General features: G+C 46.0%; 12 protein-coding genes and 1 pseudogene. 4 read left to right on the top strand and 9 right to left on the bottom strand.

Annotated features, from left to right (window positions below; genetic code table 11):
* Window positions 1-998 precede the first annotated feature (998 nt).
* From prfA to OW255_RS18685, 6 genes are all read right to left on the bottom strand, one after another.
* Entirely contained in the window at window positions 999-2072 is a 1074-nt protein-coding gene (prfA, locus tag OW255_RS18660; protein ID WP_024834782.1) for a peptide chain release factor 1, read from the bottom strand.
* 41 nt (window positions 2073-2113) lie between these two features.
* Window positions 2114-2980, bottom strand: coding sequence for a peptide chain release factor N(5)-glutamine methyltransferase (gene prmC / locus OW255_RS18665; RefSeq protein WP_331485685.1), 867 nt, complete (start codon window positions 2978-2980; stop codon window positions 2114-2116).
* Window positions 2977-3921 (bottom strand): DUF1385 domain-containing protein, encoded by a 945-nt coding sequence (locus OW255_RS18670; protein ID WP_268114947.1) that lies wholly within the window; start codon window positions 3919-3921, stop codon window positions 2977-2979. The genes prmC and OW255_RS18670 overlap by 4 nt, the downstream gene beginning before the upstream one ends.
* A 107-nt stretch (window positions 3922-4028) precedes the next feature.
* A complete protein-coding gene (gene rpmE, locus OW255_RS18675; protein WP_024834780.1) occupies window positions 4029-4235 on the bottom strand; it encodes a 50S ribosomal protein L31 in 207 nt (68 codons plus the stop codon).
* A gap of 134 nt (window positions 4236-4369) precedes the next feature.
* Window positions 4370-6142 carry a transcription termination factor Rho gene (gene rho, locus OW255_RS18680; RefSeq protein ID WP_268114949.1) on the bottom strand — a complete coding sequence of 591 codons (1773 nt, stop codon included), beginning with the start codon at window positions 6140-6142 and terminating at the stop codon, window positions 4370-4372.
* 165 nt (window positions 6143-6307) lie between these two features.
* The gene (locus OW255_RS18685) at window positions 6308-7627 is read right to left on the bottom strand and encodes a replication-associated recombination protein A (protein ID WP_268114951.1); all 1320 of its coding nucleotides are present in this window, start codon (window positions 7625-7627) and stop codon (window positions 6308-6310) included.
* Between the two features lie 830 nt (window positions 7628-8457).
* Between OW255_RS18685 and OW255_RS21120 the strand changes: the two genes are divergently transcribed.
* Complete coding sequence (locus OW255_RS21120) at window positions 8458-10542, top strand: spore surface glycoprotein BclB (protein ID WP_326498162.1); 2085 nt, start codon at window positions 8458-8460, stop codon at window positions 10540-10542.
* A 400-nt stretch (window positions 10543-10942) separates the two neighbouring features.
* Here the strand turns inward: OW255_RS21120 and OW255_RS18695 are convergent, their stop codons facing one another.
* From OW255_RS18695 to OW255_RS18705, 3 genes are read right to left on the bottom strand one after another with little or no spacing between them, the layout of a single operon-like run.
* Window positions 10943-11470, bottom strand: coding sequence for a ClbS/DfsB family four-helix bundle protein (locus OW255_RS18695; RefSeq protein WP_024834776.1), 528 nt, complete (start codon window positions 11468-11470; stop codon window positions 10943-10945).
* 53 nt (window positions 11471-11523) lie between these two features.
* The gene (locus OW255_RS18700; protein ID WP_268114952.1) at window positions 11524-12084 is read right to left on the bottom strand and encodes a flavin reductase family protein; all 561 of its coding nucleotides are present in this window, start codon (window positions 12082-12084) and stop codon (window positions 11524-11526) included.
* Window positions 12085-12137: 53 nt separating this feature from the next.
* Window positions 12138-13055, bottom strand: a complete 918-nt coding sequence (locus tag OW255_RS18705) for a helix-turn-helix transcriptional regulator (protein WP_268114953.1) — start codon at window positions 13053-13055, stop codon at window positions 12138-12140.
* Between the two features lie 534 nt (window positions 13056-13589).
* Here OW255_RS18705 and OW255_RS20930 point away from each other — a divergent pair.
* From OW255_RS20930 to OW255_RS18715, 3 genes and pseudogenes are all read left to right on the top strand, one after another.
* Window positions 13590-15386: pseudogene (locus OW255_RS20930) on the top strand (hypothetical protein); the annotation flags it as partial.
* 205 nt (window positions 15387-15591) lie between these two features.
* Window positions 15592-19137 (top strand): thioesterase domain-containing protein, encoded by a 3546-nt coding sequence (locus OW255_RS20935; protein WP_331485692.1) that lies wholly within the window; start codon window positions 15592-15594, stop codon window positions 19135-19137.
* Between the two features lie 552 nt (window positions 19138-19689).
* Window positions 19690-21276, top strand: coding sequence for a transposase (locus tag OW255_RS18715; RefSeq protein ID WP_024835214.1), 1587 nt, complete (start codon window positions 19690-19692; stop codon window positions 21274-21276).
* The last annotated feature ends 52 nt before the right edge of the window (window positions 21277-21328 follow it).

A 21328-nucleotide genomic window follows, 5' to 3' on the forward strand; every position in this document is an offset into this window, starting at 1 on the left:
AATTACAATCTAGAATTACAACTAAAAAACAAAACAGAATAAGGAATATAATTCGAAAGAAACAGATAAACAGCGAAATAACACTTTTACAGAATAATCATATGATGGTAGAAATTAAAACTTGTGATAAGTATAATCCATTTTACAAAAATAATCAATTATCTTTTTTCATTTATATAACAAAAATATTTACACTCCGATAGAGAAAATATTATATCAACATTAACTACCGTTAACAGATAGAATCAAAATAAGTTTGCAGCACTCAACCTTCCTCCATCAATTACCAAGCTTTACATCCATATTCTCCTCCCAGCCCTATCTCTACTCATTTCATTCACTCCTCTCCCAAAATCCCCCAAAAAACTGAACTTGTCCCCCCTACAACTATCTATTCACCCAACCACTCATCTCCCCTAAAACCCTCTACCAGATTCTCTCCCAAACCCATACGCAAGAAATCAGCCCCCTATCACCCCCATAACATTAAGATTCTTCTAACAAATCACTTTAAAATCTTATTATTTTGTTACAATTTACAAATTAATTGTATTATTAACTTTGTCTGCATATAATTATATCAGCAGATAATATCTGCAGGCAATCGTGTATAGGGTGGTTGGCCTCTATTCTACATAGAATGGAGGGGTTGCTTATGAAGAATTTTGACTTTAAAGACATGATGTCTTTTGGCATGTTCATCTTAGCACTACTGACATTCATTTTTATGACATGTCAATAAGTAAAAAACCTCCCCTGTACTTTGGCCGGTAGGGAAGGTTTTCTAAAATTTCGATCGGTCAACCACCCTGTGGCGATTGCCTATGTTAAGTATATTATAACAAATAATTGATTTATTACAAGTAAATGAAATAGTTTTTCAAACACTTCTTAATTTCCAGTGTCACTGACAAGATTATAGAAGGATGCCTGCCATAAACGTCATTTTCTCTGATTTTTATTATTTCAGGAATTACAAGCTATTTCTGATTGTTTTATCAATTTTGGTTCAGTCTTGCAAGCTTTTCTGCCTGGTCTGCTGCAATCAGGGAATCCAGTAATTCGTAAATATCCCCGTTCATAATATTGTCAATCTTATAAAGTGTCAGCTTGATCCTGTGATCCGTTACACGGCCCTGAGGGAAATTGTAGGTACGAATCTTCTCAGAACGATCTCCCGTTCCGATCTGGCTTCTTCTTTCCTCTGCCTCAGAGTTTTGGCGTTTTTCCAGCTCCAGATCATAAAGCTTGGAACGCAGCAGGCGAAATGCCTTTTCTTTGTTCTGAAGCTGTGATTTTTCCGTCTGGCTGTAGATAACGATTCCAGTAGGATTATGAGTCAGTCGTACTGCGGAGTCAGTCGTATTGACACACTGCCCACCGTTTCCGGAAGCACGCATTACATCGATTCTCACGTCCTTATCCTCAATCACAACATCGAATTCCTCGGCCTCAGGCATAACTGCAACCGTGGCTGTAGAAGTATGAATTCTTCCGCCGCTCTCTGTCTCAGGAACTCTCTGAACACGATGCACACCGCTTTCATATTTCATCTTGGAATATGCGCCTTTTCCTGTGATCATTGCAACTACTTCCTTGAAACCACCAATTCCATTTTCATTGACACTGATCAGCTCCACCTTCCAGCGCTGACTTTCCGCATAGTTAACATACATACGGTATAACTGAGAAGCGAATAAAGCAGCCTCATCGCCGCCTGCACCTGCACGGATTTCCAAAAGGATATTTTTATCATCATTTGGATCCTTGGGTAATAGTAAAATCTTAAGCTCCTGCTCTAATTCTTCTATACGCTTCTTGGCATCGGATAATTCCTCTTTTGCCATTTCACGCATATCTTCGTCGCTTTCTTCCTCGAGAAGCAAAAGGCTGTCTTCCACGGCCTGTTTTGCCTTCTTATACTGGGTATAGGTCTCAACAAGATCTGCTAAATCTGCCTGCTCCTTCATCAGCTTACGAAAACGATTCTGATCTTCAGCAACGGAAGGATTGTTAAGCTCCTGCATTAATTCTTCATAATGAACCAAAATATCATCTAACCTGTCAAACATAGGTAACCTCCTGAATCTTACAAAACGGGCCTCGCCCAAACTTATTTCATAACGGCACAAACCACACGGTCTAATCCTGCCGCATCTTTTACTACCCGTATTTCAGCAAAGCCTGCATCTTCAAGCAATGCACTGACTGACTCTGCCTGATCATATCCGATCTCAAAATATATCGATCCCCCGGGATTTAAGAATCTGCGTCCCTCTGAAACAAGCTGTCTGTAAAAAAACAGTCCGTCTTCCCTGCCATCAAGGGCAAGCATAGGTTCAAAATTCCGTACCTCCGGCTGAAGCTCCTTTATAATCTCTGTTGGAATATAAGGAGGGTTAGAAACGATGATATCAAACCTGCTCTTAGGTTCAATCGCCTGAAACAGATCGCTTTCTATCAGGGTAATTCTGCCTGGTCCTAAAAGGACGTCAGCATTTCTTTTTGCTACTTTTAAAGCTTCTTTGGATAAATCGACAGCAGCCACATCATCAAATCCACCGATTTTTGAAAGACTGATTGCAATGCAGCCACTTCCGGTACACATATCAAGAATTACAGGCTTTCTGCCCTTATAATCCTTTAAAATCAGTTCTACCAGGGTCTCTGTATCCTGTCTTGGAATCAAAACGTGTTCGTTCACATAAAATTCCAATCCCATAAATTCCCGGCTTCCCGTAATATGCTGTAAGGGAATCCTTTGAGATCTTTTTTCAATCATGAGACGGTATTGTTTCACCTGATCTAAGACCTGGTCATCCTCAGATATTACTCTTCCTCTATCCAGTAGAAAATGGGTCATATCCGTATGAAACACCTCAAAAAGCAGATACCTGGCATCTAAAGTGGCTTCCTCTATTCCTGCCTCTGTCAGCACCTTTACACCCTCTGTCAGTAATAAATCCAATGTCAGGCTCATGAGTATTTCTCCGGAAAATTCTTAGCTAAAAATGCACGCCAGTCAAGAACAGCTTCAACCGAAGAGATTCCAACCTCAATCATGGAATCATCAGGTTCCTTTGTGGTAAGCTCCTGCATCCACATTCCAGGACGGCTTAAAAGGTTTACCAGAGCAGAATCGCTGTGTCCTGCAAGGCGTAATAATTCATAAGAAACGCCTGCAATCACAGGGATTAATACGACTCTGCTAAGAACTCTAAGGGGGACTGTATCCACCTGTACTACCATAAAAAATAAAATACTGATAATCATAACGATCAAAAGAAAGCTGGTACCGCACCGCTTATGTTCTTTAGAACTGTTTCTAACATTTTCTACAGTCAGCTCTAAGCCATGTTCCAGACAGTTGATACATTTATGTTCCGCTCCATGATACATAAAGGTTCTTTTAATATCCTCCATACGGGAGACCAACTTAATATAAGCAATAAAAATTCCAATTCGGATCACGCCCTCTAAAATAGCCATCACCGTATGAGAACTTATAAAACGCTGAAAAATACTGGCCAGAAACATAGGGAGCACCATAAAAATACAAATGGCCATCACCACGGAAAAGACCATGACCATACTCATAAGAGCCTTTTCCATCTTTTCTCCAAATATCTTTTCAAGAAATTTTTCAAATTTAGATGGTTCCATATTTTCTTCATCATCTTCAAAAAAGCTGGCAGAAAATGTCAGAGCTCTCATTCCAAGAATCATGGAATCTGCAAAGCTGAAGACCCCCCGGATAAATGGAAGCGAGAAAAATTTCACCTTTTCCCCCATACTGACATAAGAATCTTTTTTTACTTCAATGGCACCGTCCGGCTTACGGACTGCTGTGGCATACTCATCCCCGTTTTTCATCATAACGCCTTCAATTACGGCCTGACCGCCGATTCCTGAATACTTCATACGCCAACCACCTCTCTATTTAAAATGGAAGCTTTTGCCTTTTTAAAATTTTAAAAAAGGTTGAGCTAAAGTGTTTCCACTAAACTCAACCTTTTTTTGCTCCAAACTTATTCAGCATTAACGCCATATTTACGATTGAATTTATCAATACGTCCACGTGCGGAAGCAGCTTTCTGCTGTCCGGTGTAGAATGAATGGCATTTAGAACAAACTTCTACGTGGATATCTTCCTTTGTAGAACCAGTTACGAATTCATTACCACAGTTGCAAACAACTTTTGCCTGATAGTAATTTGGATGGATTGCCTCTTTCATGATTTTCACCTCGCATAATCTGATTTCTATTAAATCGCGGTACTTAAACCGACTTTGTCTAATAAACAGCTTGTATAGTATAACATAGAAAATTTTCTAATGCAAGCATTTATTTCTATAAAAACCCGTAATTCCTAGAAAAACCGCATTTTCTTGGAAGCCTCGACAAATTCCCAGTTGTTTTTTGTCTTGGAGAACAAATCGAGAATTTTTTCTACTGCATCCTCTGGCTTTAACGTATTGGTAGCCTTGCGGATATTGTCCACTGCCTCTGCCTCATCTCTGCTTAGCAGCAAGTCGTCTCTTCTGGTACCAGACTTTAAGATATCAATGGCAGGGAATATTCTCTTTTCAGACAGCTTTCTGTCAAGAACCAGTTCCATGTTTCCGGTTCCTTTAAATTCTTCATATATGACATCATCCATACGGCTTCCTGTATCCACCAGGGCGGTAGCTAAAACGGTAAGGCTTCCGCCTTCTCTCATATTTCTGGCCGCACCAAAGAAGCGCTTGGGCATATGAAGAGCGGCTGGATCAAGACCACCGGATAAGGTACGTCCGCTTGGCGCCACAGTTAAGTTGTAGGCCCTGGCTAGACGGGTAATGCTGTCAAGTAAAATGACTACATCACGCCCATGCTCTACCAAACGCTTCGCCCGTTCCACTACCATTTCGGATACTCTCTTATGTCTCTCTGGAAGCTCATCAAAAGTGGAATATAGAACTTCAACGTTATCTCCCACAATGGATTCCTTAATATCTGTGACCTCTTCCGGGCGCTCATCAATGAGAAGAATCATAAGATGAATCTCAGGATGGTTAAGGGTAATGGCCTTTGCCACTTGCTTCAGCAATGTGGTTTTACCGGCTTTTGGAGGAGATACGATCATTCCTCTCTGTCCCTTTCCAATGGGGGCCAGAAGATCTAAAACACGCATGGCTGTGGTATTCTTTCCTCCCTGTGTTTCCATATGAAGTCTTTTATCCGGAAAAATGGGAGTCATATTTTCAAAATTTGGACGGCGTTCTGCCACACTGGCTGGAAAACCATTGATTTTCTTTACATACAGCAAAGCAGCAAACTTCTCAGTCGCTGATTTCACTCTTCTGCTTCCATGAATGATATCTCCCGTTTTCATATTAAAACGGCGGATCTGGGAAGGTGCAACATAAACATCATTTTCCCCAGGCAGATAATTCTCACAGCGGATAAATCCAAATCCGTCCGGCATAACTTCTAAAATACCATGTGCATCGATTCCGCTGTCTAATTCCTGCAGTTCAGGGCTGGGCTGAAAATCAGGCTTTACTTCTTCTGCATTATAGTCTAAACGTGGCTCATTGCGAACCGGAGTTTCTGAAGTATAGGCAGGTGCAGAATTTGCAGAGGATGAGTTAGCTGGTGCAGAACGGTATGGAGCAGGTCTCTGCTGTGTCTCTGGCCGATAAGATCGAACAATTGTCTTTCTCTGGCTGTTTCCAGAGGAATATCCTTGCTGATCCACCATACCCTGGCCTTGACCCGTTGACGCTGATGCAGGCGCATTTACCGGTGCCGTTGTAGATGAAGTTGTAGGTGCAGTTGCAGATGTAGGTACAGTTGTAGTTGCAGGTGCAGGTGCAGGTGCAGATGTAGGTACAGTTGTAGGTGCAGGTGCTGGTACGGGTGAAGATGATATATTTGACGTAGATGATGCTATGGTTGATTTCATTATATCCTTATTTTCTTCTTTATTTTCCTGTGAAGCATTCCCGTCTGAAACACGAACCGGAGAATTTTCTTCTTCCTTTTCACAAAGTAAATCTATAATTTCAGCTTTTCGCATGGAACTGCAGCCTTTAATCCCTTTGGCTTTGGCTAGCTCCTTCAATTCCGCTAGGGGGAGTGTCTGTAATTTTTCACGCATATTATTCTCCTTCATGATTCCTTATAACACATTTTTCGTAATCTTGGGAATGATTCACGATAGAATATCGCAAACAGATGGCCGGAAGTGTAATTCCGGCCCAAATCAAACTGAATCAGGTCGTACGATACGCCTATTATATACCTTAACAGAAAAAAAGAAAAGTTATTTTTTCAGAAAGCTTAAGTGGTCTTTTATTTTCTTTTCATAACCATTTTCCGTAGGGCGGTAGAATTGATTTCCCTCCATCCCATCAGGCAGATATTGCTGCTTTACGTAGTTATTAGGGTAATCGTGGGCATAAAGATACCCCTGTCCATGGCCCAGCTTGGCAGATCCCTTATAGTGGGAATCCTGCAAATGCACTGGTATTGGCATGGTTTTATGATCCCTTACTGCCTGCTGTGCCTCAAATATCGCGTTGCAGGCCGCGTTGCTTTTAGGAGCTGATGCTACGTAAGTAACTGCCTGGGATAGTATAATCTGAGCCTCAGGCAGCCCCACTCTCTCCGCAGCCTGAGCTGCCGATACTGCTACCACAAGGGCCTGAGGATCAGCATTTCCAACATCCTCTGAAGCACAAATCATGATCCTTCTGGCGATAAATGTTAAATCCTCTCCTGCATATAACATTCTTGCCAGATAATATACTGCTGCGTCCGGATCAGATCCTCTCATACTTTTAATAAATGCAGAAATGGTATCATAATGATTATCTCCATTTTTATCGTAGCGGACAGCCCGTTTTTGAATGCATTCCTGGGCCACTTCCATATCAATATGAATTTTTCCGTCCTGCTCGTTCCGCCCAGTCGTCATGACCCCCAGCTCAATTGCATTAAGGGCTGCTCTTGCGTCGCCATTTGCCACATCTGCAAGAAATTCCAACGCGTCTTCTTCAATTACCGCATCGTAAGACCCCATTCCTTTTTCCCTGTCATATACGGCACGGCGGATTAGTTCTTTAATGTCGTCATTTCCCAGGGATTTCAGTTCAAATACTCTGGATCTGGAAAGCAAAGCCCCATTCACCTCAAAATACGGATTCTCCGTTGTGGCACCAATTAGTATCAGAGTTCCATCCTCTACAAAGGGGAGAAGATAATCCTGCTGCCCCTTATTAAAACGATGAATCTCATCTACAAACAGAATGGTCTTTTTGCCATACATTCCAAGAGAATCCTTAGCTTCCTTAACGATCTCTTCCATGTCCTTTTTACCGGCTACCGTTGCATTTAACTGCTTAAAATCTGCGCTGGTGGTATTGGCGATGACTCTTGCAAGGGTCGTCTTTCCGGTGCCTGGGGGGCCATAAAAGATAACGGATCCAATCTTATCCGCCTTAATAGCCCGGTAAAGCAGCTTGTCCTCACCAATGATATGCTGCTGCCCAACTACCTCTTCAAGGGTCGTGGGTCGAATTCTGGACGCAAGAGGGGATTCCTTTTCCATGGTATTCGCTCTCATATAATCAAATAAGTCCATTTGCATTCTCCTATTTTACTTTTATTCTATGGGATATGTTCATTCATTTGAGATTAAGACAGCTAAAATGAATGCTTGAGATATATCTTCTGTCAGGTTTCATCTTCATTTATAAATCAACTTTGATTTGAAATTCAGCTAAACTTTATTTAGTTTATGTTCTGAATTAAGGTTTCTCATAAATACATCAGTATATAACCATTATGGGCAGAATCTATTTCTTTGTCAAGAACAGTTCCTGCTAATCTACTATAAATGATTTAGAAATGATGATTATTAATGAACCTATGATTTTTTTAGATTCCCATAGAATCTATCAATGATTAGACAAGCCTCGACATTGAAATTTATGTAATTCTTTTTCATTCTTACTAATTTGAATCCAATGAAAAGGAAATTTGGTGTTACTATGAATTATTCGAGTTTCAATCGTATTTATTTGTTTTAATACCATAGGAAACCGGACCTATGCAAACGTTGTTCCTTGTTCACATATCTTAATAGAAAGATCTTTTAAGTCTATTGCTTTGCAGCTACTCTTATTATTTTTCAAATTGTTAATATACATAATCCATTTTAATTTAATGTAGTAAATGATTTTACTTTTTCGTTTATTACATAATTACGATTATTCTGAGTTAACTTCTCAATTTAAATATTTTTTGGCAATGTCTGATGACATTCCTAAAGCAAACTATTTAATGACGCTTTTAACAATAAAATGGATTATATGTATGCTAAAAATACTATTGCTGATAACTCTCCATTTAGAATATCAACAAATAGCATACGTTTTACAGCTTCATCTTTCATACGAAAGGAGTTCTATAATGAGCAATATTGCAATGCAACTCGTATTAACATCAACGACTAGTGTGACTGTTGGAAATAGAGTATTATTTAATACAACTCTCTATTCTTCTGGAAATATAAGTTACAATTCAGCAACAGGCACTATAACGTTTCTAGAAAATGGTCGTTATATCATAGATTGGTGGCTGGCAGTTCAAACTTCGAATTCTACAAATGGTTTGGCATTTTCGCTAACGTCATCCCAAGGCGATAATATAATAAGTAATTCACCTATAAAAACAACTCAAGTATATGGAATGGGTATTATAGATGTTATATCTGCTCCGGTTACTTTGTCTCTTGTAAATGTAAGCACATTTCCTGTAAACTTTTCCACGTTTGTTCCTGTGGTCGGGAGCTTAATGGTTGTACAGGATGATTTGCAAGGAGTTACCGGGCCAACGGGACCTATTGGGCCTACGGGTAATACTGGACCTACTGGAGCTACTGGGCCTTCGGGAGCTACTGGGCCTTCAGGAGCTACTGGGCCTTCCGGAGCTACTGGGCCTTCCGGAGCTACTGGACCTTCGGGAGCTACTGGGCCTTCGGGAGCTACCGGGCCTTCCGGAGCTACTGGGCCTTCCGGAGCTACTGGGCCTTCCGGAGCTACTGGACCTTCGGGGGCTACTGGGCCTTCCGGAGCAACCGGACCGACCGGCTATACCGGACCTACCGGCATCACCGGACCGACTGGCGACACTGGACCTATTGGCGACACTGGGCCTACTGGAGATACTGGTACTACTGGCGATACTGGACCTACGGGGGCTACCGGCGATACCGGACCTACTGGACCTACTGGCAATACCGGGCCTACGGGTAATACCGGACCTACCGGTGACACCGGGCCTACTGGGCCTACGGGTAATATCGGACCTACTGGTGACACCGGGTCTACTGGACCTTCTGGTAACACTGGACCTTCTGGCGACACCGGACCTATTGGTGATACTGGGCCGACCGGGGATACTGGGCCTACTGGCTACACTGGGCCTAGCGGAGATACTGGATCTACTGGCCTAACTGGACCTACTGGTGCGACTGGAGCTACCGGGCCTACCGGTGCAATTGGATCTACTGGCGATACTGGACCTACCGGCGCCACGGGGCCTACCGGCAATACCGGGCCTACCGGAGATACTGGACCTACTGGCTACACCGGACCGACTGGCGTCACCGGACCTATCGGTGTCACCGGACCGACTGGCGACACTGGACCTATTGGCGACACTGGGCCTGCTGGAGATACTGGTACTACTGGCGATACTGGACCGACTGGACCGACTGGCAATACCGGGCCTACGGGTAGTACCGGACCTACCGGTGACACCGGGTCTACTGGGCCTACGGGTAATATCGGACCTACTGGTGACACCGGGTCTACTGGACCTTCTGGTAACACTGGACCTTCTGGCGACACCGGACCTATTGGTGATACTGGGCCGACCGGGGATACTGGGCCTACTGGCTACACTGGGCCTAGCGGAGATACTGGATCTACTGGTCTAACTGGACCTACTGGTGCGACTGGAGCTACCGGGCCTACCGGTGCAATTGGATCTACTGGCGATACTGGACCTACCGGCAATACCGGGCCTACCGGAGATACTGGACCTACTGGCTACACCGGACCTACTGGCGTCACCGGACCTATCGGCGTCACCGGACCGACTGGCGACACTGGGCCTACTGGAGATACTGGTACTACTGGCGATACTGGACCTACGGGGGCTACCGGCGATACCGGACCTACTGGCAATACCGGGCCTACGGGTAATACCGGACCTACCGGTGACACCGGGTCTACTGGACCTACGGGTAATATCGGACCTACTGGTGATACCGGGTCTACTGGACCTTCTGGTAACACTGGACCTTCTGGCGACACCGGACCTATTGGTGATACTGGGCCTACTGGCTACACTGGGCCTAGCGGAGATACTGGATCTACTGGCCTAACTGGACCTACTGGCGCGACTGGACCTACCGGCGACACTGGACCTACTGGGGACACTGGGCCTACTGGCGCAACGGGGGCTACCGGACCTACTGGCGACACCTAGCCCTTTATATTAGGAAAACATTTCTCTCTATATAGTTTATAATTTTCATATTACTTCCTTCTAACTCTTATATAAATGACCTAATATTATTTAGCTTTTTAAATATTTTATAACTCTATTTAATATTACTTGTACATTTCTTGTAATATATAAAAACTCAACTCGAATCCTAAAAGATGAAAACTATTATATAATTAAAATCCTCTTGTAAAATAAATCAAAATCATAAAATGTCTAATTATAAATAAGTTAATAAAATAAAAACACGACCACATTCTGATGTGACCGCGTTCTATAATATAATAAAGCTGCCAAATACAATTTTTTAAAGCACTTTCAATTCCCCAGTAAAAAAGACTTATATATTCTATATCATAAATTTGGTTACTAATTTATACCCTTATATTAGTTTATTTGTTTCATGTAGCTTTTTCCATTTTCTAATCTTAGTACGGAACGTTTTAAATGGGGCAACGGTATTAATATGCACCCATTTCCAAATAGGCCAATTAGAACTTGTTGATGCAGCCCATTTTCTACCACCAGGTTCAAATAATTCTTCATCACTAAAATCATTTAACCATTCAACAAGAGAATCCACTGTATCAACAAACATTTTCTTTAGTTCTTCCAGAGAGTAGTCCTCATATTTTGCATAAAAGCTTTGATACAATCCGCCTAATTGATTCCATTTATAACCCGGCTCAGGCATTACAACGTCATTTCCCAGAAGCTCATTCTTGTCCCAACTGCGTACCAGTCCCATCCAGCCAAGTTGATATGCTATCATTTCTTGAGGAGTTCGATCGACTTCTCCATAGCGAGTATCTTTATTCAGTTCATCTACAACGTCAAACTCATGAATAAATAAATTAGCCGTTTTATTTATCTCATTAATGAAATCACTTTTACTGTTATACTCTTGCATAATTATTACACCTCAATTTATAAATAGCCAATCATTAATGGCTACATTAGCAATTATAATAATTCTTTTCCTATATCAAACCCTGTTCCTAAGCGTTCACCCAGAGACCAATATTGATTATCCATGGCGTAAATGATCGGGTTGATCTTCTTTGTATCTGCGTATCCATTTGTGCAGTATTTCTCACTTACAAGCGTTTTATCTATATCTGCTACAAACATGTACTGATTATAAATCTCTGTAGTTGAGATTACTTTGCAAAGAATGTTAACAGCGCATTCCTCGATCATAGGTGCTATGTTGCCTTCATTGTAAAAATAATGGAAAAATGTTGATTTATCCACATCTCTGCCGGAAACAAGACCAGCACGATCGACCTCTTTTATCATAGTGCAAGGAGCAAAATTAATGCTGAATTCACCTTCATTTATGATTCCCTTAGCAGTATATGACTGCTTGCTAATTGATATATAAACAACCGCAGGCTCAACGCTCACAATTCCACAATTTCCTATAGGCGCTACATTTGCTTTCCCATCTACTTTTGCACCTATTAAAGCTATGGGCAATGGATAAATTAACGGATACTTACCACAATTTATTTTATTTTCCAAGATTGAATACCTCCTTTTTTTATATCATACATCTTGATTGTGACAGCATGCTGTCAACAATCATTTAATATAATTAAATTTTTTAAATATTCTAGGTATTCCTCTTTTAATTCAATTGGGTGAATAATTTTAACGGTTAAACCAAATCCCAGTATAAAATGTATTAACCACTCCTTATCAGAACAATGAAAAGTCACTATTATAGAGTCATTCTCCCCTTTCTCATAATTCTCTTTTCCAAAAATGTCAATTACACGGTATTCCATTGATTGTTCAAAAGATAATACTATTTTTTCTCCTCTATCATTTGTAAAATCATCATCCCAATCGGTTGGAACTTCCGCATTTCCCGGAATAAAATGTTCATTTATTAATTCTATTTTTTCAATACGATTTATTTTGTAAAAATGATGCTCACTGCTTATGGTGCTCTTTCCATATAAATACCATGCTGCATTTTTAAATATAACCTTATAAGGTGCAATTTTTAATTCAGACTTTTGATGAGACGATATATACTTAATCTTTAAATAACTACTATTCATAATTGCCATACGAATTAAATTTATACTTTGCTTCAAAGCTTCAGTCGCATTTTTGTTCCATGCTGAGAAATCTATTAGTATATCCGAATCTGCAGCAAAATAAGAATCAGCAGGAGACAGCTTAGTTAACAAAATTTGTAGCTTTTCTGGATCTGTTACTGTTTTCAATCCCGATACCCCTGCCATAAGATAATTTATCTCATCAACAGTCAGAGCAGTTTTATTCAGCTTATATTCTTTAACAATTCCAATGCCCCCTCCAGTTCCAGGTATGGCATACAGGGGTATCCCCGCTTCTTCAATTGCTTTAATATCTCTATATATCGTTCGGAGTGATACCTGGAACTTATCAGATAATTCCTTAGCAGAAATCGTATCTCGGGATAATAGTATGGATAAAATACCCAATAATCGATGCAAACGCATGGTAATACCTCCTTAATTTCATTTATTATATCATACTTTTTTGACACCACTATGTCAACAATTGGGGATTGTTAGCTACATCACATTGTTAATACTATTATTTTTTAATAATAAATTTTTAATTGCTTCAACACTTCATATTTCGTTTGCATTAACATAATGGGCAGCATTTTATTGGGTGGTTCTTTAACATTGATTAATCCAAATTTTATAACTAGATGCATTTCCAACTCTTAACGTTTTTAATATAACTATTTCTTCTAAGCTCAAATACATATATTATTCCATTTTCCTAAAATAAACGTCGCCACCGGGCCTATAGGGGCAACTGGGCCTACTGGCGACTCTGGGCCTACCGGCTATACCGGACCTACCGGCTATACCGGGCCTACCGGCAACACTGGACCTACTGGTGATACTGGATCTACTGGCGATACTGGACCTACTGGTAATACTGGACCTACCGGCGATACTGGATCTACTGGCTATACCGGACCTACTGGTAATACTGGGCCTACCGGCGTTACTGGCGATATCGGGCCTACTGGGGCTACTGGACCTACCGGCGATACCGGACCTACCGGCGATACCGGACCTACTGGCAACACTGGACCTACTGGCAACACAGGACCTACCGGGCCTACTGGTCCTACTGGACCTACGGGAAATACTGGACCTACCGGCTATACCGGACCTACCGGCTATACCGGACCTACCGGCTATACCGGACCTACCGGCTATACTGGACCTACGGGCGATACTGGACCTACGGGCGATAACGGACCTACGGGTAATACTGGACCTTCCGGCGACACTGGAAATACCGGGCCTACCGGGGCTATAGGGCCTACTGGCGATACTGGGCCCACCGGCGATACCGGATCTACTGGAGCTACTGGGTCTACTGGCGATACTGGACCTACTGGTGATACCGGACCTACCGGCGATACCGGACCTACTGGCGACACGGGACCTACTGGGTCTACTGGAAATACCGGGCCTACTGGCTATACCGGACCTACTGGCAACACGGGACCTACTGGTGATACTGGACCTACTGGTGATACCGGGCCTACCGGCGATACCGGACCTACCGGCGACACGGGACCTAGCGGGGCTACCGGACCTACTGGTAACACCGGGCCTACCGGCGATACTGGTCCTACTGGGGCTACTGGACCTACCGGCTATACCGGACCTACCGGCTATACCGGACCTACCGGTGGTACTGGACCTTCTGGCGTTACCGGACCTACCGGTGGCTCTGGACCCACTGGTGACACCGGGCCTACCGGCGATACCGGACCTACCGGCTATACTGGACCTTCTGGCGATATCGGGGCTATAGGGCCTACTGGCAACACTGGACCTACTGGTGATACCGGACCTACGGGGGGTACTGGTGGCTCTGGGCCTACTGGCGATACCGGACCTACTGGTGATACCGGGCCTACCGGCATTACCGGACCTACGGGTGATACTGGGTCTACGGGTGCTACCGGCGATACCGGACCTACCGGCGACACTGGACCTACCGGCGACACTGGGCCTACTGGCGATACCGGACCTATCGGTGATACTGGACCTACGGGGGATACTGGATCTACCGGCGATACTGGACCTACCGGATCTACTGGAAATACCGGGTCTACTGGCGATACTGGACCTACCGGCAACACGGGACCTACCGGCAACACGGGACCTACCGGCAACACGGGACCTACCGGTAACACTGGACCTACCGGCGATACCGGACCTACGGGGGCTACTGGTGGCACTGGGCCTACTGGCAATACCGGACCTACCGGCGATACCGGGCCTACCGGGGCTACTGGCGATACTGGACCTTCTGGCGATACCGGACCTACCGGGCCTACTGGCAACACTGGACCTACGGGTGATACCGGACCTATCGGCAACACTGGACCTACTGGTGATACCGGACCTATCGGCAACACCGGACCTTCTGGCGATACTGGACCTTCTGGCGATACCGGACCTACCGGGCCTACTGGCAACACTGGACCTACTGGTGATACCGGACCTATCGGCAACACCGGACCTACTGGGGCTACTGGTGGCACCGGGCCTACTGGCGATACCGGACCTACCGGCATTACCGGACCTACGGGTGATACTGGGTCTACGGGTGCTACCGGACCTACCGGCGATACTGGACCTACTGGCGTTACCGGACCTACCGGTGTCTCTGGACCTACTGGTGACACCGGGCCTACCGGCGATACTGGACCTACTGGTGATACTGGACCTATCGGTGATACTGGACCTACCGGTGATACCGGACCTACCGGCGACACCGGAGCTACTGGCGATACTGGACCTTCTGGCGATACCGGACCTACCGGGCCTACTGGCAACACTGGACCTACCGGCATTACCGGACCTACGGGTAATACTGGGTCTACGGGTGCTACCGGACCTACCGGCGATACTGGACCTTCTGGCGATACTGGACCTACCGGTGACTCTGGACCTACCGGTGATACCGGACCTACTGGTTTAAACGGACCTACTGGTGACACCGGGCCTACCGGCGATACTGGATCTACCGGCGATACCGGACCTACCGGCGATACTGGACCTTCTGGCGATACCGGACCTACCGGGCCTACTGGCAACACTGGACCTACTGGTGATCCCGGACCTACCGGCAACACCGGACCTACTGGGGCTACTGGTGGCACTGGGCCTACTGGCAATACCGGACCTACCGGCGACACTGGACCTACCGGCACTACCGGACCTACCGGCGACACTGGACCTACCGGCATTACCGGGCCTACCGGGGCTACTGGCGATACCGGACCTACCGGCATTACCGGACCTACGGGTGATACTGGGTCTACGGGTGCTACCGGACCTACCGGAGACACTGGACCTACCGGCAACACCGGGCCTACCGGGTCTACTGGACCTACGGGCGACACTGGACCTACCGGCGATACTGGACCTACGGGCGATACTGGACCTACCGGAGACACTGGACCTACCGGCAACACCGGGCCTACCGGCAACACCGGGCCTACCGGGTCTACTGGACCTACGGGCGACACTGGACCTACCGGCTATACTGGACCTACCGGCGATACTGGACCTACGGGCGATACTGGACCTACCGGAGACACTGGACCTACGGGCGATACTGGACCTTCCGGGCTTTCTGGGGATACTGGACCTTCCGGCGATACTGGACCTACTGGGGATACCGGACCTACTGGCCCTACGGGCGATACTGGACCTACCGGAGACACTGGACCTTCCGGCGATACCGGACCTACCGGAGACACTGGACCTTCCGGCGATACCGGACCTACCGGCGATACTGGACCTACTGGGGATACCGGCGATACCGGACCTACCGGCGACACTGGACCTTCCGGGCTTTCTGGGGATACTGGACCTACCGGCGATACTGGACCTACCGGAGACACAGGGCCTACCGGCATTACCGGATCTTCCGGCGACACTGGACCTACCGGCGATACCGGACCTACTGGCGATTCTGGACCTACTGGCGATACCGGACCTACTGGGCCTACTGGAGATACTGGAAATACCGGGCCTACCGGCGACATCGGACCTACCGGCAATACTGGACCTACCGGCGATTCTGGAGATACTGGGCCTACCGGCGATACCGGACCTACTGGGGTTACTGGCGATACTGGACCTACGGGGGACACCGGGTCTACGGGTACTACCGGACCTTCCGGGGATACCGGGCCTACCGGCGATACTGGACCTTCTGGCGATACCGGACCTACCGGGTCTACTGGCAACACTGGACCTACTGGTGATACCGGACCTACCGGCAACACTGGGGCTACTGGGGCTACTGGTGGCACTGGGCCTACTGGCAATACCGGACCTACCGGCGATACCGGACCTACCGGCAATACTGGATCTACCGGCGATACCGGGCCTACCGGCGATACTGGATCTACTGGCGATACTGGACCTACCGGCGATACCGGACCTACTGGCGATACCGGACCCACTGGGGCTACTGGCGATACTGGACCTACCGGCAACACTGGGCCTACTGGAGATACTGGAAATACCGGGGATACAGGACCTACTGGGGTTACTGGCGATACTGGACCTACCGGGGATACTGGACCTTCCGGCGATACTGGACCTTCCGGCGATACTGGACCTACTGGGGATACCGGACCTACTGGCCCTACGGGCGATACTGGACCTACCGGAGACACTGGACCTTCCGGCGATACCGGACCTACCGGAGACACTGGACCTACCGGCGATACCGGACCTACCGGCGATACGGGGCCTACCGGCATTACCGGACCTACCGGCGATACTGGACCTACCGGCATTACGGGACCTACCGGTGATACCGGGCCTACGGGTGCTACCGGACCTACCGGCGATACCGGACCTACCGGCGACACTGGACCTACCGGTGCTACCGGAGCTACTGGTGATACCGGCGATACCGGACCTACTGGGGTTACTGGCAATACTGGACCTACCGGCAACACTGGGCCTACTGGAGATACTGGAAATACCGGGCCTACCGGCAATACCGGACCTACCGGCGACACTGGACCTACTGGCGATACCGGACCTACCGGCGACACTGGACCTTCCGGGCTTTCTGGGGATACTGGACCTACCGGCGATACTGGACCTACCGGAGACACAGGGCCTACCGGCATTACCGGACCTTCCGGCGACACTGGACCTACCGGCGATACCGGACCTACTGGCGATTCTGGACCTACTGGCGATACCGGACCTACTGGGCCTACTGGAGATACTGGAAATACCGGGCCTACCGGCGACATCGGACCTACCGGCAATACTGGACCTACCGGCGATTCTGGAGATACTGGGCCTACCGGCGATACCGGACCTACCGGCGATTCTGGACCTACCGGCAACACCGGACCTACCGGCGACACTGGACCTACGGGCGATACCGGACCTACCGGCGATACCGGACCTTCCGGCGACACTGGACCTACCGGCATTACCGGACCTACCGGCGACTCTGGACCTACTGGCGATACCGGACCTACGGGGCCTACTGGAGATACTGGAAATACCGGGCCTACCGGCGATACTGGACCTACGGGCGATACTGGATCTACGGGGGATACCGGACCTTCCGGCGACACCGGGCCTACCGGGTCTACTGGACCTACGGGCGATACCGGGCCTACTGGACCTACCGGCGATACTGGACCTACTGGCGATACCGGACCTTCTGGCGACACTGGACCTACCGGCGATACCGGACCTACCGGCATTACCGGACCTACGGGTGATACTGGGTCTACGGGGTCTACCGGACCTACCGGCGACACTGGACCTACCGGGCTTTCTGGTGATACTGGACCTACTGGCATTTCCGGACCTACGGGTGATACTGGGTCTACGGGTTCTACCGGACCTACCGGCGATACCGGACCTACTGGGCCTACTGGAGATACTGGAAATACTGGGCCTACTGGCAACACCGGACCTACTGGTGATACCGGGCCTACTGGACCTATTGGTAATACTGGGCCTACTGGTGATACTGGGCCTACTGGAAATACCGGGCCTACTGGGGCTACCGGGCCTACCGGCATTACGGGACCTACCGGAGCTACTGGACCTACCGGCATTACCGGACCTACCGGTGATACCGGGCCTACCGGCATTACCGGGCCTACCGGCGCTACGGGACCTACCGGCATTACCGGTCCTACCGGTGATACCGGACCTACCGGCATTACGGGGCCTACCGGCATTACCGGGCCTACCGGTGCTACCGGACCTACCGGCATTACGGGACCTACCGGCGCTACCGGACCTACCGGCATTACCGGTCCTACCGGTGCTACCGGACCTACCGGCATTACCGGTCCTACCGGGTCCACTGGACCTACCGGTCCCACAGGTTCCACCGGACCTACTGGCGATACCGGACCTACTGGCCCTAACATTGCTGCAACCGGTTTTTCAGCCTTCAAGTCATCACTTTCGGTTTCAGGCAACACGCAAATTACAGCATGGACTATCACTTCGCCTTACTATGGGAATGCGGCTTTAAATGCCACAACAGGAAACTTTACGGTCCCTGTATCAGGTAGATATTCCGTCAGCGCTACCGTTAACTATTCAACCGCTGCAGCTCTGACTGCATCCATTGGCAGCCAGAACCCAACTTTTAGCATAAGAAGAACCTCCCCATCCACTCAGGATTTAATCAGTGGATTGGTACCAGTACTAAACGTAAACGTAACACTTTTAACTTTAAGAGCAATACTAGGAAACGGAACCGTAACATTAAGCGGTGATGTTGAACTAACGGCAGGTGATGTAATCGGATTGTTCTACAACTCCGATGGCTTGGGCCTGAACTTGAACTTAGGTGGTAACAACTCAAGTGGAGTCGTATGGTCGATTCATAGAATGACCTGATTTTTATACGAGTTTACATTGATGAAATAGTAAAACCACATCTGTTCATTACCATCTGACAAAAAGAAAATAAGGAGACTAATCATAAAGAATTCAAAAATAAAGGGGCTGTAAAAAAACTCCCCTAAAAGAAAAATCGCTGAGGTCGTGAGACTTCAGCGATTTTTTGGTATAATTAATTATGCGACTAAATAAAAACACCAATGATAATTATACCGTACGACAGCTGAAATTACCATTGGAAATTGAAAAACTAATTAATATATCTGATCCAGTATACACTTTCTGTGAGGTAATAGACCACATAGACCTATCAAAATATTTTGTAGAGAAAGGCTACAGAGCAGGTCGTCCAAGATGTGATGAACAGAAACTCCTCAAAGTGATACTCTTTGCTTTCATGGAACACGGAATCTGCTCTCTTCGGGAAATCGAAAAACTTTGCAGAAATGATATCCGATATATGTATCTTCTTGATGGCATGAAGGCGCCTTCATTTGCTACATTTGGCAACGTCATCCGAAATGAACTTACTGATTCCATTGAACAGATTTTTTTGGATGTGAATACCTATATTTTTGAAAAGGATCATGTCGACCTGGAACACACCTACATTGATGGGACAAAAATAGAGGCAAATGCAAACCGCTATACTTGGGTATGGAAAAAGTCCTGTACAAAAAACCGTGGAAAGGTTTTTGAAAAGATATCCGTGCTAATTGATGCAATGAACCAGGAAGCATTAGGATATTTTGGTGTAAAACTTGATAAGAGAGACGAGTATGCTGTTGAATATGTATCTGAACTCTTGGAAATGTACAAGAATGCAACAAATCTGGAGGAATCCACGTTTGTATCTGGTTGTGGTCATAGAAAAAGCCTTCAGCAAAAACAATATCAGGAATTAGAGGAATATCTAGAACGATTAAAGACATATGCACATCATATAGAGGTCTGTGGCGTTGAAAGAAACAGTTATTCCAAAACCGATCACGATGCCACTTTTATGCGCATAAAACGGGATTATATGGGCAATGATCAGCTTCTCCCAGCGTACAATCTACAGACCGCTATCTGCGATGAATATATAGCAGTAGTTGATGTAAAACCATATGCATCAGATATGGAATGCTTTGTTCCTTTGATGGAAAAATTCAATAAAATCTATGGTCATTATCCAAAGTATCCAGTTGCAGATGCAGGCTATGGTTCCTATAATAACTATCTTTACTGTGAAGAGCATGGGATGGAAAAGTATATGAAATTCACCATGTTCAAAAAGGAAACATCCGATAAGAAGTATCATGAAAATCCATATCGTGCAGTCAACTTTAAAAGAGACGAGAATGGAAATTTGAAATGCCCAAATGGAAAGACTTTTCACTTCAAAAGCAAACAACATGTCTATAAAAACAAATATGGCAGAACCGAAGAAATCTATGAATGCGAATCGTGTGAAAGCTGCCAATTTAAAAACGATTGTTGTCCTAAGGCAAGCAAAAACAGAACCATTCGAATGAATCAGGAATTAACATCAATACATCAAGAGGTAATTACAAACCTTGAATCAATACATGGCGCACTGTTGAGAATGAATCGTAGTATTCAGGCAGAAGGAACATTTGGCATTTTAAAATGGGATAAGTCCTACAAAAGATTATTTCGAAGAGGTGAGAAAAACGTAATCCTTGAACTCACACTGATTTCTTGTGGTTTTAATCTTTATAAATATCATAATAAAAAGCGGAGAAACGAGTTGGCTGCTTAAAATCCAAGAACTATATTCATAGCTTTATTAAGTGCACGCTTTTTTATGGAAA

The sequence above is a fragment of the Lacrimispora xylanolytica genome (genome assembly GCF_026723765.1).
GTDB classification, from domain to species: Bacteria; Bacillota; Clostridia; order Lachnospirales; family Lachnospiraceae; genus Lacrimispora; species Lacrimispora xylanolytica.